This window comes from Lelliottia nimipressuralis, assembly GCF_004402045.1.
In the GTDB taxonomy this organism is placed as follows: domain Bacteria; phylum Pseudomonadota; class Gammaproteobacteria; order Enterobacterales; family Enterobacteriaceae; genus Enterobacter; species Enterobacter chinensis.
In genome coordinates this window covers 452,451-479,081 of the sequence record NZ_SOMG01000023.1, presented here as the reverse complement: position 1 = coordinate 479,081, position 26,631 = coordinate 452,451, and the positions used below count along the sequence as shown (strand labels likewise).

General features: G+C 53.6%; 22 protein-coding genes. 4 read left to right on the top strand and 18 right to left on the bottom strand.

Features of this window, described 5'->3' with window-relative positions; translation table 11 throughout:
- Position 1: 1 nt before the first annotated feature.
- The 16 genes from dnaE to rpsB all read right to left on the bottom strand — a co-directional run bounded on the left by dnaE (position 2) and on the right by rpsB (position 18,476).
- The gene (gene dnaE, locus E3U32_RS17090; protein WP_134349717.1) at positions 2–3,484 is read right to left on the bottom strand and encodes a DNA polymerase III subunit alpha; all 3,483 of its coding nucleotides are present in this window, start codon (positions 3,482–3,484) and stop codon (positions 2–4) included.
- Between the two features lie 38 nt (positions 3,485–3,522).
- Positions 3,523–4,119 carry a ribonuclease HII gene (gene rnhB / locus E3U32_RS17085; protein ID WP_134349716.1) on the bottom strand — a complete coding sequence of 199 codons (597 nt, stop codon included), beginning with the start codon at positions 4,117–4,119 and terminating at the stop codon, positions 3,523–3,525.
- The gene (gene lpxB / locus E3U32_RS17080; RefSeq protein ID WP_134349715.1) at positions 4,116–5,264 is read right to left on the bottom strand and encodes a lipid-A-disaccharide synthase; all 1,149 of its coding nucleotides are present in this window, start codon (positions 5,262–5,264) and stop codon (positions 4,116–4,118) included. Before lpxB ends, rnhB begins: the two co-directional genes overlap by 4 nt.
- Positions 5,264–6,052 (bottom strand): acyl-ACP--UDP-N-acetylglucosamine O-acyltransferase, encoded by a 789-nt coding sequence (lpxA, locus tag E3U32_RS17075; RefSeq protein WP_134349714.1) that lies wholly within the window; start codon positions 6,050–6,052, stop codon positions 5,264–5,266. Before lpxA ends, lpxB begins: the two co-directional genes overlap by 1 nt.
- A gap of 3 nt (positions 6,053–6,055) precedes the next feature.
- Complete coding sequence (fabZ, locus tag E3U32_RS17070) at positions 6,056–6,511, bottom strand: 3-hydroxyacyl-ACP dehydratase FabZ (protein WP_134349713.1); 456 nt, start codon at positions 6,509–6,511, stop codon at positions 6,056–6,058.
- Positions 6,512–6,613: 102 nt separating this feature from the next.
- Positions 6,614–7,639 carry a UDP-3-O-(3-hydroxymyristoyl)glucosamine N-acyltransferase gene (lpxD, locus tag E3U32_RS17065; RefSeq protein WP_134349712.1) on the bottom strand — a complete coding sequence of 342 codons (1,026 nt, stop codon included), beginning with the start codon at positions 7,637–7,639 and terminating at the stop codon, positions 6,614–6,616.
- 3 nt (positions 7,640–7,642) lie between these two features.
- The gene (skp, locus tag E3U32_RS17060; protein WP_029741200.1) at positions 7,643–8,137 is read right to left on the bottom strand and encodes a molecular chaperone Skp; all 495 of its coding nucleotides are present in this window, start codon (positions 8,135–8,137) and stop codon (positions 7,643–7,645) included.
- A 122-nt stretch (positions 8,138–8,259) separates the two neighbouring features.
- The gene (gene bamA, locus E3U32_RS17055) at positions 8,260–10,677 is read right to left on the bottom strand and encodes an outer membrane protein assembly factor BamA (protein ID WP_134349711.1); all 2,418 of its coding nucleotides are present in this window, start codon (positions 10,675–10,677) and stop codon (positions 8,260–8,262) included.
- Between the two features lie 29 nt (positions 10,678–10,706).
- A complete protein-coding gene (gene rseP / locus E3U32_RS17050; protein ID WP_134349710.1) occupies positions 10,707–12,059 on the bottom strand; it encodes a sigma E protease regulator RseP in 1,353 nt (450 codons plus the stop codon).
- Positions 12,060–12,070: 11 nt separating this feature from the next.
- Positions 12,071–12,928, bottom strand: a complete 858-nt coding sequence (gene cdsA / locus E3U32_RS17045; protein ID WP_134349709.1) for a phosphatidate cytidylyltransferase — start codon at positions 12,926–12,928, stop codon at positions 12,071–12,073.
- A gap of 12 nt (positions 12,929–12,940) precedes the next feature.
- Positions 12,941–13,699, bottom strand: a complete 759-nt coding sequence (gene ispU, locus E3U32_RS17040) for a (2E,6E)-farnesyl-diphosphate-specific ditrans,polycis-undecaprenyl-diphosphate synthase (protein WP_048339029.1) — start codon at positions 13,697–13,699, stop codon at positions 12,941–12,943.
- A gap of 186 nt (positions 13,700–13,885) precedes the next feature.
- A complete protein-coding gene (gene ispC / locus E3U32_RS17035; protein WP_134349708.1) occupies positions 13,886–15,085 on the bottom strand; it encodes a 1-deoxy-D-xylulose-5-phosphate reductoisomerase in 1,200 nt (399 codons plus the stop codon).
- Positions 15,086–15,180: 95 nt separating this feature from the next.
- Entirely contained in the window at positions 15,181–15,738 is a 558-nt protein-coding gene (gene frr, locus E3U32_RS17030; RefSeq protein WP_023334573.1) for a ribosome recycling factor, read from the bottom strand.
- A 167-nt stretch (positions 15,739–15,905) separates the two neighbouring features.
- A complete protein-coding gene (gene pyrH, locus E3U32_RS17025; RefSeq protein WP_047346409.1) occupies positions 15,906–16,631 on the bottom strand; it encodes a UMP kinase in 726 nt (241 codons plus the stop codon).
- 150 nt (positions 16,632–16,781) lie between these two features.
- Positions 16,782–17,633: a translation elongation factor Ts gene (tsf, locus tag E3U32_RS17020; protein WP_014882627.1), complete on the bottom strand. Its 852-nt coding sequence runs from the start codon at positions 17,631–17,633 to the stop codon at positions 16,782–16,784.
- Between the two features lie 117 nt (positions 17,634–17,750).
- Positions 17,751–18,476, bottom strand: coding sequence for a 30S ribosomal protein S2 (gene rpsB / locus E3U32_RS17015; RefSeq protein WP_134349707.1), 726 nt, complete (start codon positions 18,474–18,476; stop codon positions 17,751–17,753).
- 321 nt (positions 18,477–18,797) lie between these two features.
- On the opposite strand from rpsB, the gene map reads away from it, so the two are divergent.
- From map to E3U32_RS16995, 4 genes are all read left to right on the top strand, one after another.
- On the top strand, positions 18,798–19,592 hold the full coding sequence (map, locus tag E3U32_RS17010) for a type I methionyl aminopeptidase (RefSeq protein ID WP_047346408.1): 795 nt from the start codon (positions 18,798–18,800) through the stop codon (positions 19,590–19,592).
- A 63-nt stretch (positions 19,593–19,655) separates the two neighbouring features.
- A complete protein-coding gene (gene glnD, locus E3U32_RS17005) occupies positions 19,656–22,331 on the top strand; it encodes a bifunctional uridylyltransferase/uridylyl-removing protein GlnD (RefSeq protein WP_134349706.1) in 2,676 nt (891 codons plus the stop codon).
- 32 nt (positions 22,332–22,363) lie between these two features.
- Positions 22,364–23,188 carry a 2,3,4,5-tetrahydropyridine-2,6-dicarboxylate N-succinyltransferase gene (gene dapD, locus E3U32_RS17000; protein WP_008501915.1) on the top strand — a complete coding sequence of 275 codons (825 nt, stop codon included), beginning with the start codon at positions 22,364–22,366 and terminating at the stop codon, positions 23,186–23,188.
- Between the two features lie 111 nt (positions 23,189–23,299).
- Positions 23,300–23,689 carry a DUF3461 family protein gene (locus E3U32_RS16995; RefSeq protein WP_008501916.1) on the top strand — a complete coding sequence of 130 codons (390 nt, stop codon included), beginning with the start codon at positions 23,300–23,302 and terminating at the stop codon, positions 23,687–23,689.
- Between the two features lie 92 nt (positions 23,690–23,781).
- Here the strand turns inward: E3U32_RS16995 and cdaR are convergent, their stop codons facing one another.
- The gene (gene cdaR, locus E3U32_RS16990) at positions 23,782–24,939 is read right to left on the bottom strand and encodes a DNA-binding transcriptional regulator CdaR (protein WP_134349705.1); all 1,158 of its coding nucleotides are present in this window, start codon (positions 24,937–24,939) and stop codon (positions 23,782–23,784) included.
- 154 nt (positions 24,940–25,093) lie between these two features.
- Positions 25,094–26,530 (bottom strand): serine endoprotease DegP, encoded by a 1,437-nt coding sequence (gene degP / locus E3U32_RS16985; RefSeq protein WP_134349704.1) that lies wholly within the window; start codon positions 26,528–26,530, stop codon positions 25,094–25,096.
- Positions 26,531–26,631 lie beyond the last annotated feature (101 nt).

Genomic DNA, 26,631 nt, shown 5'->3' with positions numbered 1-26,631 from the left:
ATTAGTCAAACTCCAGTTCCACCTGCTCCGAACCAATGAGGCCACGGAGATCGTTAAGTAAACGATCGCTCGGAGAGACACGCCACGTTGCACCAAAGCGCAACCGCGCACGTGCATCCGCCCTCTGATAGTAGAGATGTACTGGAATTGTCCCCGAGCGGTGGGGTTCCAGAGACTGACGGAGTCGGTTTAAAAGCTGGTCATCAATTTGCCTGTCCGTCAGCGAGATAGCAAGCCCGCGAGCATATTTTTCCCGGGCTTCGTCAATGTCCATCACTTCGCGGGCGGTCATTTTAAGCCCCCCGCTGAAGTCATCAAAGCTGACCTGTCCGCTGACGATAAGTATGCGGTCTTTTTCCAGCAAGTGCTGGTATTTATCCAGCGCGTCGGTGAACAACATCACCTCCAGACGCCCGGAACGGTCATCCAACGTACAGATGCCGATACGATTGCCGCGCTTGGTGACCATAACCCTTGCAGCAATCACGAGCCCCGCAGCCGTGGTGATTTTACCACGTTCTGTCGGATGCATGTCTTTCAGCCGATAGCCTCCGACATAGCGCTCAATTTCTTTAATGTACTGGTTGATCGGGTGACCCGTCAGGTACAGTCCTAACGTTTCACGCTCGCCATCCAGCACCACTTGTTCTGGCCACGGCTGGCAGCTGGCATAAGACTGCTCGATCTGCTCCGGTTCTTCCGCCAGCACGCCGAACATATCCGCCTGACCAATGGCTTCCGCTTTTGCGTGCTGATCCGCCGCTTTCAGAGCGTCGCCGAGAGAGTTCATTAGCGCGGCCCGGTGCGGGCCCAGCCTGTCGAACGCGCCGGACATGATCAGCTTTTCAAGCACGCGGCGGTTCAGTTTTTTGGTATCGGTACGGGCGCAAAGATCGAACAGCTCGCGGAAATAACCGCCGTTGTTACGCGCTTCGAGGATCGCCTCGATAGGCCCCTCGCCCACGCCTTTGATCGCGCCGATCCCGTAGACAATTTCCCCATGCTCATTGACGTGGAAATGGTAAAGACCCGAGTTAATATCCGGCGGCAGGATCTTCAGCCCCATGCGCCAGCACTCATCTACCAGCCCCACCACCTTCTCGGTGTTGTCCATATCGGCGGTCATTACCGCCGCCATAAATTCAGCAGGATAGTGCGCTTTCAGCCACAGCGTCTGATACGAGACCAAAGCATAGGCGGCAGAGTGGGATTTGTTAAACCCGTACCCGGCGAATTTTTCAACCAGGTCAAAGATCTTGATCGCCAGTTCGCCATCAATGCCGTTTTTTCTCGCGCCTTCCTCGAAGGTGCCGCGCTGCTTGGCCATCTCTTCCGGCTTTTTCTTACCCATTGCTCGACGCAGCATATCCGCGCCACCAAGGGTATAGCCAGAGAGCACCTGAGCAATCTGCATAACCTGTTCCTGATACAGGATAATGCCGTAGGTTGGCTCCAGTACCGGTTTCAGACTTTCATGCTGCCACTGCACGTCCGGGTAGGAAATCTCTTCGCGCCCGTGCTTACGGTCGATAAAGTTATCAACCATCCCAGACTGCAGCGGGCCCGGACGGAACAGGGCTACCAGGGCGATCATATCTTCGAAGCAGTCGGGCTGCAGGCGCTTAATCAGGTCTTTCATGCCGCGGGATTCAAGCTGGAAGACGGCGGTAGTCTCCGAGCGCTGCAGCATGTCGAAACTTTTCTTGTCATCCAGCGGGATGGCTGCAATGTCTATCGGCTCAAGGCCCTGCTTTTCCCGGCGCGGGTTGATCATCTTCAGCGCCCAGTCGATGATCGTCAGCGTACGCAGGCCGAGGAAGTCAAACTTCACCAGCCCGGCGTATTCCACGTCGTTCTTATCAAACTGAGTAACCGGATGCTCACCCGCTTCATCGCAGTAGAGCGGCGCGAAATCGGTAATTTTGGTCGGCGCGATAACCACGCCCCCCGCATGCTTACCGGCATTACGCGTGACGCCTTCCAGCTTACGCGCCATGTCGATCAGCGCTTTAACTTCTTCGTCGGCTTCGTAGATTTCCGGCAGCTGCGGCTCGGCTTCAAACGCTTTTGCCAGCGTCATGCCCGGATCGGGCGGCACCAGCTTAGAAATACGATCGACAAACCCGTAAGGGTGGCCCAGCACGCGTCCAACATCACGGATAACCGCTTTCGCCGCCATCGTACCGAACGTAATAATCTGCGATACCGCATCACGGCCGTACATATCGGCGACGTGCTCGATCACCTGATCACGTTTCTCCATGCAGAAGTCGACGTCGAAGTCGGGCATCGAGACACGTTCCGGGTTAAGGAAACGTTCAAACAGCAGGTCAAATTCCAGCGGATCAAGGTCGGTAATTTTTAGCGCATAGGCCACAAGCGATCCCGCACCGGAGCCACGCCCCGGTCCAACCGGTACGCCGTTATCCTTTGACCACTGGATGAACTCCATTACGATCAGGAAGTAGCCCGGGAAGCCCATCTGGTTGATCACCTGGAGTTCAATATCCAGGCGTTCATCGTACGGCGGACGCTTCTCTTTACGAACGGCCTCATCCGGGAACAGGAATTCCAGACGCTCTTCCAGGCCCTCTTTCGATTTCACAACCAGGAAATCTTCCGTGGTCATGTCTCCAGTCGGGAACTGCGGCAGGAAATACTCGCCGAGGCGGACGGTAACGTTACAGCGCTTGGCAATCTCTACGCTGTTTTCCAGCGCTTCCGGGATATCGGAGAAAAGCTCACACATCTCCTCTTCGCTGCGCATGTACTGCTGCGATGAGTAATTGCGCGGTCGTTTGGGATCGTCCAGCGTGAAGCCATCATGGATCGCCACGCGAATTTCGTGAGCGTCAAAATCACCCGCTTCAAGGAACCGCACATCGTTGGTTGCCACCACGGGCAAGCCGCGCTCTTCTGCCAGAGCCACAGCGGCATGGAGATAGCTCTCTTCGTCCTGGCGACCGGTGCGGATCAACTCCAGATAATAACGATCCGGGAAATACTCTTCATAGAATGACACGCACTGATCCACCAGCGCGCTATTACCACGCAGCAGGCATTTGCCGACATCGCCCATACGGCCGCCGGAGATTAGCAGCAGCCCCTCGTTAAGCTCAGCCAGCCAGTCGCGGTCGATCCACGGCCCCAGCGCGCCATACCCGCGTTGGTAGGCTTTTGAGATAAGCAGAGTGAGGTTTTGATAGCCCGTGTTGTTCATCGCCAGCACGGAGATTTGCGTCATTTCATCGCCGATGAGATCGCTCTGCACATGAAAATCTGCGCCGACGATAGGCTTCATCCCCGCGCCATGCGCCGTTCCGTAGAACTTAACCAGGCCACACAGGTTGGTAAAATCGGTGATCGCCAGCGCGGGCATGCCAAGGGAGGCCGCCTTTTTTACCAGCGGCCCGGTCTTCGCCAGCCCATCGATCATGGAGTAGTCGCTATGCACCCGCAGGTGTACGAAACGTGGTTCAGCCATCTTCAGATTCCGCGTTACTTAATTGCTTGCGTATTGATTCAGGACACCAGTCCCAGCGCGCGTTTCACCGGGCCAAAGCTGCGTCGGTGATGTTCGGTTGCGCCATGTTCAGCCAGTCTTTCCAGATGGAAAGCGGTGGGATACCCCTTATGCTGGGCGAAACCGTACTGAGGATAAGTCAGGTCCAGCGCGGCCATTTCGGCGTCGCGTGACACTTTGGCAATAATAGAAGCTGCGCTGATTTCTGCGACCCGGCTATCGCCTTTGACGACCGCCATTGAAGGCATTGGCAATGCCGGACAGCGGTTGCCGTCAATCAGGACATATTCAGGGGAAATTTTCAAACCTGCAACCGCACGCTGCATCGCCAGCATCGTGGCGTGCAAAATATTCAGCTCGTCTATTTCATGCGGCTCAGCGCGCCCCAGGCTCCAGGCCAGCGCCTTCTCCTGAATCTCACTAAACAGCGCCAGCCGGCGCTTTTCGGACAATTTTTTAGAGTCGTTCAGCCCGATAATCGGGCGAGCCGGATCGAGGATCACCGCAGCGGTCACCACTGCCCCCACTAACGGACCACGACCCACTTCGTCCACGCCCGCCACAAGGTGGGTATGAGGATAAACAAATTCCATCATTTTGCTAACTCCAGCACCGCATCAGCCGCTTGCTCATCGGCGTTACAGCGGATCTGCAAATGCAGCTCGCGGAACGTATCATGCATTTGGTGGCTGGTGTTGCCGTTGGCAAGCAGTGGGAGCAACGCATCGGCAAGCAGCCGCGGCTGGCACTCATCCTGCAACAGCTCTTTTACCAGCTCGCGCCCGGCAAGCAGGTTTGGCAGGGAGACATAATCCGTTTTCACCAGACGTTTTGCCAGCCAGAAGGTGAACGGCTTCATGCGATAACCGACCACCATCGGACATTTCGCCAGCATACATTCCAGCGCCGCCGTGCCGGAGGCCAGCAGTGCGGCATCGCTCGCATACATCGCTTCCCGCCCTTTCCCGTCCAGAAGACGAACGTGAAGATCCGGGGCGACTTCTGCCTTGATGCGCTCAAACTGCTCGCGGCGTTTGGCATTGACCAGCGGAACCACGACCTCCAGATCGGGGTATGTCTGACGAAGGATTTGCGCGGTCTTGAGGAAATCTGCGCTCAGCATTTCAACTTCTGCACCACGGCTGCCCGGCAGCAATGCCAGACAGTGCACATCATGAGGGATGCCCAGCACGTCGCGCGCCGCGTTTTTATCTGGCTCAAGCGGCATCGCATCCGCCATGGTATGACCGATAAAACGGCACGGAACATTGAATTTGTCGTAAAACGCTTTTTCGAAAGGCAGGAAAGCCAGCACCAGATTGGTGGACCGCCCAATTTTGAAAACACGTTTCTGTCGCCACGCCCAGACGGACGGGCTGACGTAGTGAATGGTTTTAATGCCCTGCTTTTTCAGATTCCCTTCGAGGATAATGTTGAAATCAGGTGCATCGATACCGACAAACACGTCGGGTTTGAGTTCGGTAAAGCGGCGGGTGAGATCGGCACGGATGTGCAGCAAACGGCGTAGCCGCCCCAGCACCTCAACGATACCCATCACGGCCAGCTCTTCCATTTCATACCAGGCTTCACAGCCTTCGGCCTGCATCAGCGGGCCAGCAACGCCCACAAAGCGTGCGTTAGGTACACGCGCCTTCAGCGCGCGGATGAGACCGGCACCAAGAATATCGCCGGAGGTTTCTCCGGCGACCAGGGCTATCGTAAGCGGACGACTGTCGACCATTAACGAATCAGACCCCTTGTTGAACGGTCAAAGAATTCCATGAACGCGTTCACTTCCGGGTACTTTTTCGCCAGCTCGGCAATGTCCGGCTTCGCCTCTTCCAGCGTTTTACCGCTACGGTACAGCAGTTTGTACGCGTTGCGGATGGCAGTAATCGCTTCGCGGCTAAAACCACGACGCTTGAGGCCTTCGATGTTCACGCCAAACGGCGTGGCATGGTTGCCCTGCGCAATCACATACGGTGGGACGTCCTGCGCCACACCGGAGCATCCGCCGACCATCACGTGTGCACCAATGATGCAGAACTGATGGACTGCGGTCATGCCGCCAATAATTGCGAAGTCATCAACCGATACGTGTCCTGCCAGCGTTGCATTGTTGGCAAGAATACAGCGGTCACCCACGGTACAGTCATGCGCGATATGCGCATTAACCATAAACAGGTTATCGCTGCCCACCTTCGTCAACCCACCACCCTGTACTGTTCCACGATGAATGGTAACGCTTTCGCGAATACGGTTACGATCGCCAATTTCCAGACGGGTCGACTCACCAGCATATTTAAGATCCTGGTTAACTTCGCCGATGGAGGCGAACTGATAGATCTCGTTATTGCAGCCAATGGTCGTATGACCATTCACGACAACGTGAGATTTCAGCACTGTACCCTCACCAATTTCGACATGGGGTCCAACAATACAAAACGGGCCAATGTGAACGTCAGCACCAATGATGGCACCGGTTTCCACAATCGCGGTAGGATGAATAAAGGCGGATTTATCAATCACGTATCAGGACTCCCGGCTACGAGCACACATCATCGTCGCTTCGCAAACAACTTTGCCGTCAACCATAGCTACGCCTTTGAAGCGAGTCAGGCCGCGACGCGTTTTTTCAAAAGTGACTTCCATGATCATCTGATCACCAGGCACGACAGGGCGCTTGAAGCGCGCTTCATCAATACCCGCGAAGTAATACAGCTCACCTGGCTCCAGTTTGCCGACGCTTTTAAACGCCAGAATACCGGTAGCCTGTGCCATAGCTTCCAGGATCAACACACCCGGGAAGATAGGTTTTCCCGGGAAGTGTCCCTGGAAGAATGGCTCATTCACGGAAACATTTTTCACTGCGCGCAGAAAACGACCTTCTTCAAAATCCAGCACACGGTCTACCAGCAGAAACGGGTAGCGGTGCGGCAGAAGTTCTAAAATCTCTTCAATATGCAGAGTATGAGTGTCAGTAGTCAAAATACTCTTCCTGTCAAAATGTACTGATAACAATAATAACACGGCCTGCCGGTTTATTAGAAAGCCGACAGGCCGGGAAAAATAGCGTTAAACGGATGACGTTTAGTCTTGTTGATCGATTTTGCGCTCAAGAGACTTGAGACGCTTGCTCATATCATCAATGTTCATCACCAGAGCTGCTGTTTTACGCCATACCTTGTTGGGCTGGAGCGGAATGCCTGAGGAATAGACGCCAGGTTCAGTGATAGGACGCATTACCATGCCCATTCCCGTCACAGTCACCTTGTCGCATATTTCCATATGGCCATTAATCACGCTCGCACCGCCAATCATGCAATAACGGCCAATTTTCAGGCTGCCTGCCATGATGACGCCACCCGCAACCGCGGTATTGTCGCCAATCACGACGTTATGCGCAATCTGGCACTGGTTATCGATGATAACACCATTGCCAATGATCGTGTCGTCAAGTGCGCCACGGTCAATGGTGGTACAGGCGCCAATTTCCACGCGATCGCCAATAATAACGCGACCAAGTTGCGGAATTTTAACCCAATTACCACGATCGTTAGCGTAACCAAAACCATCAGAACCAATCACGGTACTGGACTGGACGAGGCAGTTTTCGCCAATGTCGACTTCATGGTAAACGGACACATTGGCCCATAAACGGGTCCCGGCGCCGATTTTGGTATTTTTCCCAACGAAGCAACCCGGGCCAATAACGACGTTATCGCCCAGCACCACGCCGGATTCGATAACCGCATTCGCGCCAACGGCAACGTTGTTACCCAGCTTTGCCGTCGGATCAATCGCTGCACTGGCAGCAATGTTCTGGGCCGGCTGCGGCGTGGTATCAAGAATTTGAGCCATGCGTGCATACGTCAGGTAGGGGTTTTTCACTACCAGTGCGCTTACAGTGGCAAATGGAAGATCGTCCTGCGTCAGAACAACAGCTGACGCCTGGCATTGAGCCAGTTGCTCACGGTACTTAGGGCTTACCATGAAGGTAATCGTGCCAGCTTTAGCAGATTGCATGGACGCAACAGCGGTGATGACGATATCGCCATCACCGTGTAATTCTGCATCCAACTGCTGAGCTAAATCAGCCAGTCGAATTGAAGGCATTACTTATTTAACCTGTTTCAGAACATCAGCGGTGATGTCTTTAACATCGCTGCCGTTGAAAGCTACAGCGTTCGCATCAACAACCAGATCGATGTTCTGATCGGCAGCTACTGATTTAACAGCGGTCTGAATGCGAGTCACCAGCTTGCCGCGTTCTTCGTTAGAACGACGCTGACGATCCTGCTCGAAAGCCTGCGCTTTCTGAGAGAACGCCTGGCGCTGAGCCATTACGTCTTTTTCCAGCTTGCTGCGGTCGCTTGCTTTCATGGTAGAACCATCACGCTGCAGACGCTGCATTTTGGACTGAAGATCGTTTTCCATACCCTGCAGTTCGCTTGCACGGCCTTTGAATTCGTTTTCCAGAGTCGCAGAAACACCCGTTTTCTGTGCAACCTGCTGGAACAAATTACCCATGTTGACGATTGCAATTTTGTCTGCTGCCTGAGCAGAAGTTGCCATCGCTAAACCGAGACCTGCAGCTAATAACCACTTTTTCACAATTAACTCCTTACCATCCCATTGGCACCAGAAGGTACCGTTCTTTGCGTGGCAAGGCGACCGTGTTACCGATCGCCAGTTGTCAGCGCTACACTGCCAACGCATTCCTTTGCAGCGGATTATTACCAGGTTTTACCAATGTTAAACTGGAATTGCTCCGACTTATCTCCATCATATTTCTTAAACGGCTGGGCGTAAGAGAAGACCAACGGCCCCAGCGGTGACATCCATTGTAATGCGATACCGGCAGACATGCGAATATTGCTCGGATCGCTGTAGTCTGGAACGCCAGCTGCACGCATCTGGGCTGTATTCTCCCAGTTGGTATCCCACACCGTACCCGCATCCCAGAAGAAGGATGTACGGACGGAGTTCGCATATTTATCACTGATAAACGGAGTTGGCGTGATGAACTCAAGGCTCGCCACGGCCATGGCGTTACCGCCTACAGCATCATCAGAGCTACATACATCTTTTGGATCTCGGCTTTCGCAGTTGTCTTTGTCGTTTCCGCCGTAGTAAACCGCTTTCGGACCAATGTTGTTGGACTGGAAGCCACGCACGGTACTGGAACCACCGGCATAGAAGTTCTCATAGAATGGCAGTTCTTTGCCACCTAACCCATCGCCATAGCCCCAACGGGTACGCCCCAGAACCACCCACTTATGATCGTCATCGATCGGGAAGTAGGACGCGGTATCCAGCGTCACCTTGTAGAACTCGTTATCGGAACCTGGGACGGTGACTTTACCGTTCAGGTTGACGCGAGAACCTTCTGTTGGGAAGTAGCCACGGTCGAGACGGTTATAGGTCCAGCCGTAGTTGAAGGTGAAGTCATCCGCAGCGAAACCGTTGTTATCGCTGTTTTTGCTTGCCGACTGACCGATAGAGTCCAGATAACGCCACATCGCCACCTGCGGTTGCATATTTGACAGGTCGTTATGCACGTAACCTAAGCCAGCACGCAGGGTGTTGTATTCGTTAACCGGGAAGCCAAGCGTACCATCCACACCGTAACTCTTGTTGGTGTACGAGGACAGATCCGCATCGTCCGCTTTAAAGTCGTTATAGAAGATACGACCGCCCAGGCTCACACCATCAACGGTGAAGTATGGGTTAGTAACAGAGAACTCAGAGTAGGTCTGGTAGTCGTTTTTGGTGCCGTTAATGCCGACAGAGTAACCCGTACCCAGCCAGTTATCCTGCTGCACACCAACCTGGAAGCTGACGCCGCTTTCAGTACCGTAGCCCACACCGAAGTTGAAGCTACCGGTGTTACGCTCTTTCACTTTGTAGACGACATCAACCTGATCCGGGCTGCCCGGTACGCGCTGCGTATCGGTATCAACCGTTTCAAAATAGCCCAGACGGTTCAGACGCTCTTTACCCTGATCGACGAGGTCGCTACCTAACCATGCGCCTTCCATCTGACGCATTTCGCGACGCAGAACGGAATCTTTGGAGGTGTCGTTACCAACGAAGCGAATCTTACGTACGTAGAAACGGTTGCCCGCGTCGACGTTAACGTGCAGCTTAACGGTTTTATCTGCATCGTTGATTTCAGGCTGCGTTTGTACGCGCGGATAGGCATAGCCATAACGTCCGAGCAGCTTCTTAATGCTGTCTTCCATTTTGGTGACTTTGGAGCCGCTGTACAGATCGCCTGGCTGAATTTTGGTCAACGATTCGATTTCAGCTGAATGCCCCGCCAGGTTACCACTCACTTCAACACCAGAAAGCTTGTACTGATCGCCTTCAGTGATGTTAACCGTGATGTAGATACCTTTCTTGTCCGGAGTCAGACTCACCTGAGTCGAGTCGATGTTGAAACGCGCGTAGCCACGATCCAGATAGTAGCTGCGCAGGGTTTCGAGGTCGCCCGCCAGTTTTTGTTTCTGGTATTTGCGATCGCCTACCACGTTCCACCACGGCACTTCATCGCGCAGTTGGAAAGTGGAGATCAGTTCGTCGGTGCTAAAGGCGTGGTTGCCGACAATGTTGATCTGCTGGATCTTCGCAGAAACACCTTCCTGGAAGACCAGCTTCAGGTCAACACGGTTACGTGGCAGTGGGGTCACCACCGCTTTCACGCTGGCGCTGTATTTACCGACGCTGTAGTAGAAGTCTTCCAGACCTTTTTCAATGTCCGAAAGGGTTGTGCGGTCCAGGGACTCGCCCACACGAACACCCGATGCTTCAAGGTTCTGCTTGAGCATGTCATCTTTCACCGACTTGTTACCGGAGAAAGTGATACTGGCGATCGTCGGACGTTCTTTTACCTGTACCAGCAGCGTATCACCATCGCGCAGAACGCGAACGTCCTCAAAGTTGCCGGTGGCAAACAGAGCACGGATGGTGTTACTGATATCATCATCATTAACCGTATCGCCGGGGCGTACAGGCATACTGAGGAGGGCCGCACCAACGGCGACACGCTGGAGGCCTTCGAAATGAATGTCTTTCACTACGAACCCGTCAGCACCGTATACGGTGGCGCTGCTAAACAGCAGCGACGCTATGAGCAACTTTTTCATCGCCATCGTTATTATGCGTTCTTCCTAACACTCTCTTACAACCGAGAGAAATCATTGAAAAGTGCAAGCCCCATTAACAGCACCAGCAAAATCGAGCCAATGCGATAACTAAAGTCTTGAACTCGCTCGGATACCGGTCCGCCTTTTAGCTTTTCAATCGCTAAAAACAGCAGATGACCCCCGTCTAAAACGGGAAGCGGGAACAGGTTGATTATCCCAAGGTTCACGCTAATGAGCGCGAGGAACATGAAATAGTAAATCACCCCGAATTCCGCTGACATCCCAGCCCCCTGGGCAATCGAAATTGGCCCACTGAGGTTGTTCAGTTTCACATCACCGGTTATCAATTTCCCCAACATGTTGACCGTCAGCTTCATCAGTTGCCATGTTTTATCCGTGGCTTCAAGGATGGCGCTGAATGGCCCATACTGGCGTATTGTCTTGTACTCATCTGGCAGCGGGATCACTTTTGGCACTACGCCTGCAAACCCTTCTGCCTTTTTGCCGACCGACTTCGTATCCGGGATCAGCGTCAGCGAAAGCGGACTGCCTTGCCTTTCAACTTCCAGCGCGAGAGACGTTCCCGGATTATCGCGCACCAGAGTAACAAAGGTCATCCACTCTGTTAATGGTTGACCATCGACTTTAACGATCCTGTCGCCTGCTTGCAAACCCGCTTTGCTCGCTGCCGAATTTGCCTGTACTTCGGCTAATACCGGCTCGATCTGTGCGCCGCGTGGACGAATGCCTAGCGCAGCAACGGGATCCTCTTTGTCTGGCTCGAAACGCCAGTGACGTAAATCGAGCACTTTGTTCTGGCGCACGTCTGAGCCAAACGGCGATACGCTGATGGTTGTCTGCGGATCGCCAATTTTAGCTACCAGCTGCAGTCGCACAGCATCCCAATCAGGGGTTTCGATGCCATCAATCGCTTTAAGTTCCATCCCGGATGTAATTTGCGCACTTGCCGCGATGGAGTTGGGGGCAATTTCACCCACCACCGGACGCACGCCGGGCACGCCGATGATAAACACCAGCCAGTAAGCGAAAATAGCAAAGATGAAGTTGGCTACCGGTCCGGCAGCAATGATGGCGGCGCGTTGTCCAACGGTTTTATTGTTGAATGCGCTGTGTCGTAGCTCAGGAGCGACAGGCTCAACGCGTTCGTCGAGCATTTTGACGTAGCCGCCCAGCGGGATAAGGGCAATGACAAATTCAGTGCCGTGACGGTCGGTGCGCGTCCAGAGTGATTTGCCAAAACCGATGGAAAACCGCTCTACCCGCACACCACAACGGCGAGCAACCCAGAAATGGCCAAATTCATGCACGGTAATCAGTACACCCAGTGCAACAATGAACGCCGCCAGATTCCAGAGAATGCTCAGCATAAAACCTTCCGTTAAATCGTCCCGAATACCAGTAAAAGCAAACAAGCAAACACTGGAACAGCCGCTGTGAGGCTATCAATGCGATCCAGTATACCGCCATGTCCTGGAATCAGGTGTCCGCTGTCCTTAATCCCTGCTTCACGCTTAAACATACTCTCGGTTAAATCACCGAGCACTGAGGCAAGCGCAGCAAAAATCGAGCACACCAGCAGTATTGACGGTGCCACTTCCAGATTCGCCCAAACGCCATAGCCCCAGGAAATGATCGCTGCCGTAAACAAGCCGCCGATGAATCCTTGCCAGGTTTTCCCCGGAGACACTTTCGGTGCCAGTTTATGTTTGCCAAACAGTTTACCAAACATATAGGCCCCGGAGTCAGCCCCCCAGACGAGAATCATCACATAAAGCAGCCAGATCGCACCGCTGTAATGGTTTTCGTCGTAGTGCCAGGCCCTAAGCGCGACCATACCCCAGAAAAATGGAACAATAGTGAGCAAGCCAAAAATCAGTCGCAGCACTTTTGAATTACGCCATAACGCCGCAGAGCCTGGATAAAAAAGCACCAGCAGCAGTGCACCAACCCACCAGGCCAGCGATACCCACAGGGAACCGGCAACCAGCGGTTGATGAATATCATGGTGATATTCAGGCAACGTAAACAGCATTACGGCCAGGATAAAGCCACAGAGTACCGCAAGCCATACTCGCTGACTGCGCGAGGTAAAGCCGCTAAACTGTCCCCATTCCCACGCGGCGAGCATACACACCACCAGCGTAACAATAGCGAATCCCACCGGGGGCAGTAAAAACAGCGCCGCAATGACAATGGGTATTAATACAAAAGCGGAAATCAGGCGATACTTCAGCAAAAGCTACCCCCATCAGGCTTTGTCGCCACCAGGCTCGGTGCCGCCGAAACGACGCTCTCGATTGGCAAAGGCATGCAGCGCACCTTCAAAGTCTTGTTCATCAAAATCGGGCCAAAGAACATCCGTAAAGTAAAGTTCGGCATAGGCAATTTGCCATATCAAAAAGTTACTTATGCGATGCTCCCCCCCTGTCCTAATTACCAAATCCACAGGCGCCTGTTCATTCATGCAGATTTGCTTGCTCAGCGCCTCTTCATCAATTTGGTCGGGTCTCAACAGCCCTTCCTGAACCTGCTCGGCCAGATGCCGAACGCCCTGGATAATATCCCAGCGTCCGCCGTAATTCGCCGCAATATTAAGCGTCAGACCGGTATTATTTTCAGTCAACGCTTCTGCTTTACGAATCCGTTCCTGCAAACGTGAGTTAAAACGACTGGTATCGCCAATGATACGCAGGCGGACGTTGTGGCGGTGCAGGCTTTTTACTTCGCTGTCTAGCGCCCACACAAACAATTCCATCAACGCGGTCACTTCCTGCGGAGGTCGATTCCAGTTTTCACTGCTAAAAGCATAGAGCGTTAACGCATCAATGCCGTTATTGGCGGCAAAAGAAACGGCGCGGCGAACAGATTTCGCCCCAGCTTTATGCCCAAAGGCTCGTATCTTCCCTTGTCTTTTCGCCCAGCGGCCATTGCCATCCATAATGATTGCTACATGACGGCAGCCATGAGCTGGCAAGTTTTCGCTTATTGGTTGATTCGCAGACAACATAACGCGTTTTTTGTCCCTGAAAAGGATTTAACGGTACTCAGGAATACTGAAGCCTATACATAAAAAAGCCGTGTCAAACCACGGCTTACCTGACCACATAAAGTCAAATTCCTGCGATCAGGTGGCGCAGACTATATCACTGAAGCCCAACGCTAACAAATAGCACGACGACTAGTGCTTGCTTTATCACCAGCTTGCGAGACGTGTCACCTGTTGGCGCGCAATATCACGCGCAGCCGCATCCACCGCCAGCACCTCTTCCACGCTCTGTGGTTCGCGCAAATCCATCATTTCCAGTACCGATAAATTTAACGACGCGATATCGGTAAAACGAATCTGCTGATTCAGAAATGCTTCAACGGTAATTTCATTAGCTGCATTGAGTGCCGTCGTCGCCGCTTGCCCCTGGTCAAAGGCATTCATCGCAAGCTTCAGACAAGGATAGCGGTCATAGTCTGGTTCGCTGAACGTCAGGGAACTTAACTTGCAGAAATCAAGCGGCTTCACGCCGGATTTCACTCGATTCGGCCACGCCATTGAATGGGCAATAGGCGTACGCATATCTGGCTCGCCCAGCTGCGCCAGCACGCTGCCATCCTGATAACGCACCATCGAGTGAATCACCGATTGCGGGTGAATCAGTACTTCCATCTGTTTCGCTGACGCATTAAACAGCCAGCGCGCTTCAATGTATTCCAGACCTTTGTTCATCATGGTGGCAGAGTCAACGGAGATTTTACGCCCCATCGACCAGTTCGGATGACGGCACGCCTGGTCCGGCGTCATAGCGCTCAGTTCAGACAGTGGCGTTTCACGGAACGGGCCACCAGACCCGGTAAGCAGAATAGATACCACGCCATTCTGCTCCAGGTCAGCGTACCCCAGGTTCTGTTGAAAAGGTTGCGGTAAACTCTGAAAAATCGCGTTGTGTTCGCTGTCGACCGGTAAAAGACGCGTGCCGCGCTGCTTCACCGCATCCATAAACAGGCGTCCACAGGTGACTAGTGACTCTTTATTGGCCAGCAGAACATCCTTACCGGCATCAATCGCGGCAAGCGTCGGTAATAATCCTGCCGCCCCGACGATGGCTGCCATAACCTGATCGACCTCATCCAGCGCCGCCATCTCGCAGGCCGCCTGTTGGCCACTCAGAACTTCAGTTCGACAGCCCTTTTCAAGCAGTTGCACTTTCAGCAGACGCGCGCTCTCTTCGTCATCCATCACCGCATAGCGGGGCGCAAACTCCAGGCACTGCTCGACCATTCGCTGCACATTCTTACCGGCCACCAGCGCTGTCACGGTGTAAAGTTCAGGATTATGGCGAACAACATCGAGAGTGCTGCAACCGATAGAGCCGGTTGAGCCAAGGAGAGTTAAATGCTTCATGGGATGCCCGAAAAAAGTTAGACCAGATAAAAGCAAAACGCCGCCAGCAAGACCCGAAGTCCCTCTGAACGGCGTTTATCAGTGTACGACAGAAATCAGAACTGCATCAGTTCTGCTTCTTTATCTGCCAGCGCCGCATCAATTTTCTTGATGGCAGCGTCGGTCATTTTCTGAATGTCGTCCTGAGAACGACGATCGTCATCTTCACTGATCTCTTTTTCTTTCAGCAGCGCTTTTACTTTGTCGTTCGCGTCGCGACGGACGTTACGCACGGAAACACGACCCTGCTCAGCTTCACCACGAACCACTTTGATCAGATCTTTACGACGTTCTTCGGTCAGCGGAGGCAGTGGAACGCGGATATCAGCACCCGCAGAGCTTGGGTTCAGGCCGAGGTCAGAGGCCATGATCGCTTTCTCAACGGCCGGGCTCATTGAGCGATCGAACACGTTGATTTTCAGCGTACGGGTATCTTCTACCGTTACGCTCGCCAGCTGGCGCAGAGGAGTTGGCGTACCGTAGTATTCTACGATAATGCCATCCAGCAGGCTTGGAGAAGCACGGCCAGTACGGATTTTGCTGATTTGGGTTTTGAACGCTTCTACGCATTTTTCCATGCGTACTTCAGCATCTTTTCTGATGTCGTTAATCACGTTACGAATCCTTGAAAACTTGTCTCAGGCAGACTATCCGCCAACACAGCGCTAGAGGTGTGCTAAGTATAGTCGCGTTTAATTCATGACAACGCCAAAGGCGCGCCCGGGTAAGATACCACTACAAAATAAAGCGGAATCTTACCTGTATTTATCGTCAACGGAAATTATTCCGTGATCAAAGTGCCTTCTTTTTCGCCCATGACCACGCGACGCAATGCGCCAGGTTTGTTCATGTTGAAGACGCGGATCGGCAGTTTGTGGTCGCGAGCCAGCGTGAAGGCGGCAAGATCCATCACTTTCAGCTCTTTATCCAGTACTTCATTATAGGACAGCTGATCGTACATGGTCGCAGAAGGATCTTTTGCCGGATCGGCAGTAAACACGCCATCGACTTTGGTCGCTTTCAGTACCACATCGGCTTCAATCTCGATACCGCGCAGGCAGGCAGCGGAATCGGTAGTAAAGAACGGGTTACCCGTACCGGCGGAGAGGATCACCACGCGGTTGTTGCGCAGCAGGCTGATGGCTTCTGCCCAGCTGTAATTATCGCATACGCCATTCAGTGGAATCGCGGACATCAGGCGGGCATTCACATAGGCACGATGCAGTGCATCACGCATTGCCAGACCATTCATAACTGTTGCCAGCATACCCATGTGGTCGCCTACAACGCGGTTCATCCCCGCTTTCGCCAGACCAGCACCACGGAAAAGGTTGCCACCGCCAATGACCACGCCAACCTGGATACCCAGTTCGACCAGTTCTTTGATTTCCTGTGCCATGCGATCAAGGATGCTTGCGTCAATACCGAAGCCTTCCGATCCCTGCAGCGCTTCGCCACTCAGCTTAAGCAGAATGCGTTTGTACACGGGTTTTGCATTGGTAGCCATGTTTCTTTCCTGAGACTGTCAACGATTAAGATGGGGGTTAATTCTGGCGACATGATATGCCGCAAATCAGCACAGCGATACTGGAGCCTGTCTGATTTCATATGACGGGTGACAAAAAGAAGCCGCCCTCAGGCGGCTCCTTTTCAATCATTAAGACTGCTTGGACATTGCAGCAACTTCTGCTGCGAAGTCAGTCTCAACTTTCTCGATGCCTTCGCCCACTTCGAAGCGGATGAAGCCAGTTACGTCAGCGTTGTGCTCTTTCAGCAGCTGAGCAACAGACTTGCTTGGATCCATAACGAATGGCTGGCCAGTCAGAGAAACTTCGCCGGTGAATTTCTTCATGCGGCCTTCAACCATTTTCTCTGCGATTTCTTTTGGCTTACCAGACTGCATCGCGATGTCCAGCTGAACCTGGTACTCTTTCTCTACCACTTCAGCAGACACGTCTTCTGGCTTAACGAATTCTGGTTTGCTTGCAGCGATGTGCATCGCCAGCTGTTTAACCAGCTCTTCGTCAGCGCCTTTAGCCGCAACCAGAACACCGATACGTGCACCGTGCTGGTAAGAGCCCAGAACGTCGCCTTCCAGAGAAGAAACGCGACGGATGTTGATGTTCTCACCGATTTTAGCAACCAGCGCAACACGTTCTTCTTCGAACTGTGCTTTCAGAACTTCAACGTCAGTGATTTTGCCAGCAACAGCTGCGTCCAGAACTTTGTTAGCAAATGCCTGGAAACCACCATCTTTAGCAACGAAGTCAGTCTGGCAGTTAACTTCCAGAATGATGCCGTAGTTGCCGTCGATCTTAGTGATGATCACGCCGTCAGCAGCAACGTTGCCTGCTTTTTTAGCTGCTTTGATCGCACCGGATTTACGCATGTTTTCGATTGCCAGCTCGATGTCGCCGTTCGCTTCAGTCAGCGCTTTTTTGCAATCCATCATGCCTGCGCCAGTACGCTCGCGCAGCTCTTTTACCAGGGATGCGGTAATTTCAGCCATTCTTAAATCCTCGGGAGATGTGAACTGCCCGGCCAGAGGCCAAACAGTGTAAATTGAAAAAAGGGGCCGGTAATGGGCCCCTATTCATACACGGTACTAATAAGGGGTAAAACCTTATTATTCAGCTTCTACGAAGCTTTCTTCCGCCTGAGAAGCCAGATCCTGGGAACGGCCTTCACGAACGGTAGCAGCTACAGCGCCCAGGTACAGGCTGATAGCACGGATTGCATCGTCGTTACCCGGGATAACGAAGTCAACACCGTCCGGATCGGAGTTGGTATCAACGATAGCAAATACCGGGATACCCAGGTTGTTAGCTTCTTTGATTGCGATGTGCTCGTGGTCTGCATCGATTACGAACAGCGCGTCTGGCAGGCCGCCCATATCTTTGATACCGCCCAGGCTGTTTTCCAGCTTGTCCAGTTCACGAGTACGCATCAGCGCTTCTTTCTTAGTCAGCTTGTCGAAAGTACCGTCCTGAGACTGGGTTTCCAGATCTTTCAGGCGTTTGATTGACTGACGAACGGTTTTCCAGTTGGTCAGCATGCCGCCCAACCAGCGATGGTTCACGAAGAACTGGTCGCAGCTGTTAGCAGCTTCTTTCACAGCTTCGCTTGCAGCGCGTTTAGTACCAACCATCAGAATCTTACCTTTACGGGAAGAGATCTTGTTCAGCTCAGCCAGGGCTTCGTTGAACATTGGTACAGTTTTCTCAAGGTTGATGATGTGAACTTTGTTACGTGCGCCGAAGATGAAAGGCTTCATTTTCGGGTTCCAGTAACGGGTCTGGTGACCAAAGTGAACACCAGCCTTGAGCATGTCGCGCATGGAAACAGTTGCCATGTTTAAAACCTCTATATTAAAAGTTGGGGTTATGCCTCCACGTATCCCATATTACCGACCCCAAAGGGCACCCCGGAATATGTGCCGATACGTGTGTGTTGTTACACAAAGTGAGATTTGTCGCTTCCGTCCAGCCTGTGTATCTGAAATGGATCGGAAGTCCGGCGCGCTTTATACCACAAAACGCCACCATAAACCAACTGTTGTTGGCGTAGAGTGCTGTTAATGATTCTCAATTTGGCACGGGGTGTGCCTGACTGATACCATTGACAACACTTAGACTAGTATTGTCGAAAAAATCGACACCGATGGACAGATTACATGGCTATCTCTATTAAGACACCTGAAGAAATTGAAAAGATGCGCGTCGCCGGTCGTCTGGCCGCGGAAGTGCTGGAAATGATCGAGCCGTTCGTGAAGCCGGGCGTCAGCACCGGTGAGCTGGACCGCATCTGTAATGACTATATCGTTAATGAGCAGCACGCGGTTTCCGCCTGCCTCGGCTACCACGGTTTCCCGAAATCCGTCTGCATTTCTATTAATGAAGTGGTGTGCCACGGTATCCCGGACAACGAAAAACTGCTGAAAGATGGTGACATCGTCAACATCGACGTCACAGTCATTAAAGACGAGTACCACGGTGACACCTCAAAAATGTTCATCGTTGGCAAGCCAACCATCCTGGGCGAGCGTCTGTGCAAAGTGACGCAAGAGAGCCTCTACCTGGCCCTGAAAATGGTTAAACCGGGTATTCGCCTGCGTACTATTGGTGCCGCCATTCAAAAGTTCGTCGAAGCGGAAGGTTTCTCCGTGGTACGCGAATACTGCGGTCACGGTATTGGCCGCGTCTTCCACGAAGAACCGCAGGTCCTGCACTATGATGCAGATGACGGCGGCGTGGTGCTGCAAAAAGGCATGACCTTTACCATCGAACCGATGGTTAACGCGGGTGACTACCGCATCCGTACCATGAAAGATGGCTGGACGGTCAAAACCAAAGACAGAAGCTTGTCTGCGCAGTACGAGCATACTATTGTGGTAACAGACAACGGCTGCGAAATTATGACGTTGCGCAAGGATGACACCATCCCGGCGATACTGACGCACGATGAATGATAAAAAAGCCGGCAAATGCCGGCTTTTTTAATGGCTATAGTTTTTTCTTATGGGTGGCGCACGATGAGTAATCTTTTACCCGAACAGTATGCTAACACAGCACTTCCCACCCTCCCCGACCAGCCCGATAACCCGGGCGTCTGGCCGCAACACGAGCTGACCTGTGCCGGCATCAAGGCGCACATGGACGTCTTTCACCGTTGGCTTGGAAGCGCATTTGATGCCGGAATTTCCGCAGAGCAGCTGATTGAAGCGCGTACCGAATTTATCGACCAGCTCCTGCAGCGTCTATGGATCGATTACGGGTTCGGGCAGATCGGTGATGTCGCGCTGGTTGCCGTTGGGGGCTATGGCCGTGGAGAGCTGCATCCGCTTTCCGATATAGATCTCCTCATCTTAAGCCGCAAAAAGCTGCCGGACGAACAGGCACAAAAAATTGGCGAACTGCTGACCCTGCTCTGGGATGTGAAGCTGGAAGTGGGTCATAGCGTGCGCACCCTGGAAGAGTGTCTGCTGGAAGGGTTATCCGACCTGACCGTCGCCACCAACCTGATCGAAACCCGCCTGCTGATTGGTGATGTCGCGCTGTTCCTGGAACTGCAAAAACATATCTTCAGCGACGGCTTCTGGCCGTCAGAAAAGTTCTTCGCCGCGAAGGTCGAAGAGCAAAATCAGCGCCACCAGCGCTACCACGGCACCAGCTATAATCTTGAACCCGATATTAAAAGCAGCCCCGGCGGCCTGCGCGACATCCACACGTTACAGTGGGTCGCCCGTCGCCATTTTGGTGCCACCTCCATGGACGAGATGGTCGGCTTTGGCTTCTTGACCGAGGCCGAGCGTAACGAGCTCAACGAGTGTCTGCACCTGCTCTGGCGCATTCGCTTTGCCCTGCATCTGGAAGTGACGCGCTACGATAACCGTCTGCTGTTTGACCGTCAGCTCAGCGTTGCCCAGCGCCTCAACTACAGCGGCGAGGGGAACGAACCGGTTGAGCATATGATGAAGGATTTCTTCCGCGTCACCCGCCGGGTCACGGAGCTGAACCAGATGCTGTTGCAGCTGTTCGACGAGGCCATCCTGGCACTGACGGCGGACGAAAAGCCGCGTCCGATTGATGACGAATTCCAGCTACGCGGCACGCTTATCGATCTGCGCGACGAAACGCTGTTTATCCGCGAGCCGGAAGCGATTCTGCGGATGTTCTATACCATGGTGCGTAACAGCACCATCACCGGGATCTACTCCACCACCCTGCGACATCTCCGCCACGCTCGTCGCCATTTAACGCAGCCTCTGTGCTACATACCGGAAGCGCGATCGCTGTTCCTGAGCATGCTCCGCCACCCGGGCGCCGTCAGCCGCGGGCTGCTGCCGATGCACCGCCACAGCGTGCTGTGGGCCTATATGCCGCAGTGGTCGCACATTGTCGGGCAAATGCAGTTTGATCTGTTCCACGCCTACACGGTGGATGAACACACCATCCGCGTGATGCTCAAGCTGGAAAGTTTTGCCAGAGAAGAGACGCGATCCCGCCACCCGCTGTGCGTGGAGTTATGGCCGCGCCTTAGCCATCCGGAATTGATCCTGATTGCCGCCCTGTTCCACGATATTGCGAAAGGTCGCGGCGGTGACCATTCGGTGCTGGGCGCGCAGGACGTGCTTAAATTTGCCGAACTGCACGGCCTGAACTCACGTGAAACGCAGCTTGTGGCCTGGCTGGTACGCCATCACCTGCTGATGTCGGTCACCGCACAGCGTCGTGATATTCAGGATCCTGAAGTGATCAAGCAGTTTGCGGAAGAGGTTCAGACGGAAAACCGTCTGCGCTATCTGGTCTGCCTGACGGTGGCCGATATCTGCGCCACCAACGAAACGCTGTGGAACAGTTGGAAACAAAGCCTGTTGCGCGAGCTGTACTTTGCCACCGAAAAACAGCTGCGCCGGGGCATGCAAAACACGCCGGACATGCGCGAACGCGTGCGCCATCACCAGCTGCAGGCGCTGGCGCTGCTGCGAATGGATAACATTGACGAAGAAGCATTGCATCAGATTTGGGCCCGCTGCCGTGCCAACTATTTTGTCCGCCACAGCCCAAACCAGCTGGCCTGGCACGCGCGGCACCTGCTGAAGCACGATCTGACGCAGCCGATGATCCTGCTGAGTCCACAGGCCACGCGCGGCGGTACGGAGATCTTTATCTGGAGCCCGGACCGGCCTTATCTGTTTGCTGCGGTCTGTGCCGAGCTGGACAGGCGTAATCTGAGCGTTCACGACGCGCAAATTTTCACCACCCGCGACGGCATGGCGATGGATACCTTTATTGTGCTTGAGCCGGACGGCAGCCCGCTGTCGTCGGACAGACATGAGGGAATACGCTTCGGACTCGAACAGGCGATCACCCAGCGCAGCTGGCAGCCGCCGCAGCCGCGTCGCCAGCCGGCGAAACTGCGCCACTTTACCGTCGACACCGAGGTCAATTTCCTGCCGACCCACACCGACAGGAAATCGTTCCTGGAGCTGATCGCACTGGACCAGCCAGGGCTACTCGCCCGCGTCGGCCAGGTGTTTGCCGATCTGGGAATTTCGCTTCATGGGGCAAGAATTACAACCATTGGCGAGCGAGTAGAAGATTTATTTATAATCGCAACAGCGGACCGGCGTGCCCTTAATAATGACCTGCAACTTGAAGTACAACAACGGTTGACAGCAGCCCTCAATCCAAACGATAAAGGGTGACGTGTTTTTTAGTGAAATGGAAAGAGTAAACCATGCAGCAGTTACAGAACGTTATTGAGTCCGCCTTTGAGCGTCGCGCCGAGATTACCCCGGCAAATGTGGATACCGTGACCCGTGAAGCGGTAAACCAGGTGATTTCCCTGCTGGATTCCGGCGCATTGCGCGTGGCAGAAAAAATCGACGGTCAGTGGGTCACTCATCAATGGCTGAAGAAAGCGGTGCTGCTCTCTTTCCGCATTAATGATAACCAGGTTATCGACGGAGCAGAAAGCCGCTACTTCGATAAAGTACCTATGAAATTCGCTGACTACGACGAAGCGCGTTTCCAGAAAGAAGGCTTCCGCGTGGTACCACCTGCGGCAGTGCGTCAGGGCGCCTTTATCGCGCGCAATACCGTTCTGATGCCTTCCTACGTGAACATCGGTGCTTATGTTGACGAAGGCACCATGGTGGATACCTGGGCAACCGTCGGTTCTTGCGCGCAGATCGGTAAAAACGTTCACCTCTCAGGCGGCGTCGGCATCGGTGGTGTTCTGGAACCACTGCAGGCTAACCCGACCATCATCGAAGACAACTGCTTCATCGGCGCACGTTCTGAAGTGGTAGAAGGCGTGATCGTTGAAGAAGGCTCCGTGATCTCCATGGGCGTTTACATCGGTCAGAGCACCCGTATTTACGATCGCGAAACCGGTGAAGTACATTACGGTCGCGTGCCGGCGGGCTCCGTGGTGGTTTCCGGCAACCTGCCGTCAAAAGATGGCAAATACAGCCTGTACTGTGCGGTTATCGTGAAGAAAGTGGATGCGAAAACGCGCGGTAAAGTTGGCATCAACGAATTGCTGCGCACCATCGATTAATCGGGTATAACAAAAAGCGGGGGCAACCCCGCTTTTTTTATATCTGAGGGTGGCGAAAATAGATTTTTTCGTTAATTATTCAAAGGTTATGTTGAGATCAAGGGTACCGCTATGTACGATAATCTGAAAAGTCTGGGCATTACCAATCCTGATGAAATTGATCGTTACAGCCTCCGTCAGGAAGCCAATAACGATATTCTGAAAATCTATTTTCACAAGGACAAAGGAGAGTTTTTCGCCAAAAGCGTGAAGTTTAAATATCCACGCCAGCGTAAGACCGTTGTTGCTGACGGTGTAGGACAGGGATACAAAGAAGTACAGGAAATCAGCCCTAACCTGCGCTATGTGATCGATGAACTCGATCAGATCTGCCAGCGCGACCGCACCGAAGTCGATCTCAAGCGTAAGATCCTTGACGATCTGCGTCACCTTGAAAGCGTTGTGACCAACAAGATCAGCGAGATTGAAGCGGATCTTGAGAAATTAACCCGCAACAAATAAGTTGAGTACGGCCTGATGCCCTCTCCCACACGGAGAGGGAGAAAACCATCATGTAGGCCGGGTAAGGCGAAGCCGCCACCCGGCAAACAGCATCATCTCTGCTCATCCAGCTGCAGCGCCACGTACAGCAGCAGCCTGTCGTCAAAATTCCCCAGATCCAGCCCCGTCAGCTCCGAAATCCGATTTAACCGATACTCCAGGGTATTGCGATGAATAAACAGCGCTTTCGACGTCGCCAGCGGCTGCACGTTATGACGGAACCACGCCTGTAGCGTCCGGCGCAACAGGCCGTTGTTGTCCATGGCTTTCAGACGCGCTAATGGCCGTGCCAGCTCATTGGCCTGCCAGCCGCCGCGCAGGCTGTCGAGCAGCACCGGCAGCATCAGATCCTGATAGAAATAACTTCGGCTCTCCGGCATGCGCTGCTTGCCCACCATCATGGTGGTACGCGCGGTACGCCAGGAGCGGGCGATACTGCCCGGCCCGGTAAAGTAGTTGCCCAGCGCTACGCGAAAACGCAGCTGACCATTCTCCTTCATTCGCGCGATCAGCAGCTCCACGCGACGACGGTGATCTTCTGCATCCCAGCGACCAAACTGATTGAGCGCCGGTTTGAGCACCACCATTTCCGTCAGAGAGACTATCGCCACCAGATTGTCGCGCTCCGGCGTCGCCAGCGCATTTTGTAGCTGCTGCAGCTCGGCCATCGCACTGTCGACCCCAAGCTGGCCGCTATCGACCTCAATCACCGCCACGACGCGCGGCTGGTTTAGATCGATCCCCAGACGCTGCGCCCATTCGCTGAGTGCAGGGGTATGCTCTTCCGCCTGAATAAGATTCATCACCAGCTCTTCCCGCAAGCGGCTGTCCTGGGCGAGCAGGTGCATCAGGCGCGACTGCTCCAGCATCATTTCCGCCGTCATACAGACCAGCTCGCCGTATTTTCGCAGGGACTCCGGTTCGCCGGTCAGGCCAATGACGCCAACAATTTCCCCTTCAAGACGCAGCGGTAAATTAATCCCCTGCCGCACACCGTGAAGATGTTTCGCTACCGCGTCGTCGATATCCACGACCCGCCCCTGGGAAAGCACCAGCAGCGCACCTTCGTGCAATTCACCAATACGCTCGCGATCGCCGCTGCCAATAATGCGCCCGCGGGCATCCATTACGTTGATATTGGTATCAATGATGCGCATGGTGCGCGCCACGATATCCTGCGCCATTTTGGTATCAAGATGCCAGCCAGCCATGCAACCCTCCTGTGAGCAGAGCTCAAGCATAGGGAAGTTCAGCTACGGCTGCATTGTGCAAATGCACAAAGAGAGAGGGAGAAGTATGGACTTGTGGAAAGGGTCACAGAAACGAGAAAAGCCCCTGCCAGTTACAAGCAGGGGCTTACAGAAATTACTGCATCAGCAGGTAGATAGAGGAGTCACCACGCTGGATATTCAGCGCCAGCACGGAAGGCTTGCTGTCGAGAATTTTGCGCAGTTCAGCGATGTTTTTCACCGGCTGCTGGTTAGCACCCATGATCACATCCCCTTTTTTCAGGCCAATACGGGCTGCCGGTGAATTCGCTTTCACGTTGTTCACCACCACGCCTTTATCTGCCCCTTTGTTGCTCATCTCTGCGCCTTCAATACCGCTGAAGATGGTGCTGGAATCAACCTGATTCTGGCTGCTCTGCTGCAGCTCCAGGCTCACGTTAACCGGCTTACCGTCGCGCAGCAGGCCGAGGGTGACTTTACTGCCAATCGGCATGGACCCCACTTCGGCACGCAGGGCGGCAAAGCTGCTGATCGGTTTACCGTTCAGGGAGGTGATCACATCACCCGCTTTAATACCCGCTTTTGCTGCAGAGGAGTTCGGCATCACCTGGCTGACGAATGCCCCGCGCTGAGCGTCGACTTTCATTGCCTTAGCCAGTTCGGAGTTCAGTTCCGTACCCAGGATGCCCAGCTCACCGCGTTTCACCTGGCCGTACTGCACCATCTGCGCGGTCAGGTTTTTCACCATGTTACTTGGGATAGCAAAGCCGATACCGATGTTGCCGCCGTCCGGTGCCAGGATAGCGGTGTTGATACCGATCAGCTCACCGTTCAGGTTCACCAGCGCACCGCCGGAGTTACCGCGGTTAATCGCCGCATCCGTCTGGATGAAGTTTTCATAGTTTTCGGCATTGAGGCCGCTGCGACCCAGCGCAGAGACGATACCGGAAGTCACGGTTTCACCCAGACCGAACGGGTTACCGATTGCCACGGTATAGTCACCCACGCGCAGCGCGTCGGAGTCGGCAATTTTAATCGCCGTCAGGTTTTTCGGATCCTGAATCTGGATAAGCGCGATGTCGGAGCGCGGGTCTTTACCCACCACTTTGGCGTCGAACTTACGGCCATCACTCAGCTGCACCTTAATGCTGTTAGCGTTATCAACAACGTGGTTGTTGGTGACGACGTAGCCTTTCGCTGCATCAATAATCACCCCCGAGCCAAGCGCCATGAATTTCTGCTGCTGGGCGCCGCCCTGGCTGTCATCCCCTGCGCCACCGCCCTGGCAGAACGGAGAGCTCTGGAATGGCGAACCGTCCTGGCAGAACGGCGAGTTGTCACCAAAGAACTGCTGGAAGTTACGCGGCATGCGCGGCGTATTGACGGTCGTGCTGCCCTCAACGTTAATACTCACCACCGATGGCATCACCTTTTCGAGCATCGGTGCCAGGCTTGGCATCTGCTGCGCGGTTGCTGCCGATGACGCGGTCTCGGCTGCAGTAGCAGTCAGAGGAGACAGCGCTAAACCTAAACTCAGAGCCAGTGCACTCATTGCTAATGTGGTTTTTTTCATGTTTCTCAATCTCGATTTACAGATAACGCAAAATTGCTGTGTAACTCAGATTCATTTTATACCGCTTAGTTCCGGCGATAAGTTTATGGAAAAGGTAAAAA

Bases quoted from the DNA above. Each gene is read 5' to 3' on its own strand.
- ispC (WP_134349708.1), bottom strand. From the start codon at position 15,085: ATGAAGCATTTAACTCTCCTTGGCTCAACCGGCTCTATCGGTTGCAGC.
- lpxB (WP_134349715.1), bottom strand. From the start codon at position 5,264: ATGGTCGACAGTCGTCCGCTTACGATAGCCCTGGTCGCCGGAGAAACC.
- cdaR (WP_134349705.1), bottom strand. From the start codon at position 24,939: ATGGCTGGCTGGCATCTTGATACCAAAATGGCGCAGGATATCGTGGCG.
- ispU (WP_048339029.1), bottom strand. From the start codon at position 13,699: ATGTTGTCTGCGAATCAACCAATAAGCGAAAACTTGCCAGCTCATGGC.
- dapD (WP_008501915.1), top strand. From the start codon at position 22,364: ATGCAGCAGTTACAGAACGTTATTGAGTCCGCCTTTGAGCGTCGCGCC.
- glnD (WP_134349706.1), top strand. From the start codon at position 19,656: ATGAGTAATCTTTTACCCGAACAGTATGCTAACACAGCACTTCCCACC.
- rseP (WP_134349710.1), bottom strand. From the start codon at position 12,059: ATGCTGAGCATTCTCTGGAATCTGGCGGCGTTCATTGTTGCACTGGGT.
- dnaE (WP_134349717.1), bottom strand. From the start codon at position 3,484: ATGGCTGAACCACGTTTCGTACACCTGCGGGTGCATAGCGACTACTCC.
- pyrH (WP_047346409.1), bottom strand. From the start codon at position 16,631: ATGGCTACCAATGCAAAACCCGTGTACAAACGCATTCTGCTTAAGCTG.
- degP (WP_134349704.1), bottom strand. From the start codon at position 26,530: ATGAAAAAAACCACATTAGCAATGAGTGCACTGGCTCTGAGTTTAGGT.
- tsf (WP_014882627.1), bottom strand. From the start codon at position 17,633: ATGGCTGAAATTACCGCATCCCTGGTAAAAGAGCTGCGCGAGCGTACT.
- map (WP_047346408.1), top strand. From the start codon at position 18,798: ATGGCTATCTCTATTAAGACACCTGAAGAAATTGAAAAGATGCGCGTC.
- rpsB (WP_134349707.1), bottom strand. From the start codon at position 18,476: ATGGCAACTGTTTCCATGCGCGACATGCTCAAGGCTGGTGTTCACTTT.
- bamA (WP_134349711.1), bottom strand. From the start codon at position 10,677: ATGGCGATGAAAAAGTTGCTCATAGCGTCGCTGCTGTTTAGCAGCGCC.
- rnhB (WP_134349716.1), bottom strand. From the start codon at position 4,119: ATGATGGAATTTGTTTATCCTCATACCCACCTTGTGGCGGGCGTGGAC.
- lpxD (WP_134349712.1), bottom strand. From the start codon at position 7,639: ATGCCTTCAATTCGACTGGCTGATTTAGCTCAGCAGTTGGATGCAGAA.
- E3U32_RS16995 (WP_008501916.1), top strand. From the start codon at position 23,300: ATGTACGATAATCTGAAAAGTCTGGGCATTACCAATCCTGATGAAATT.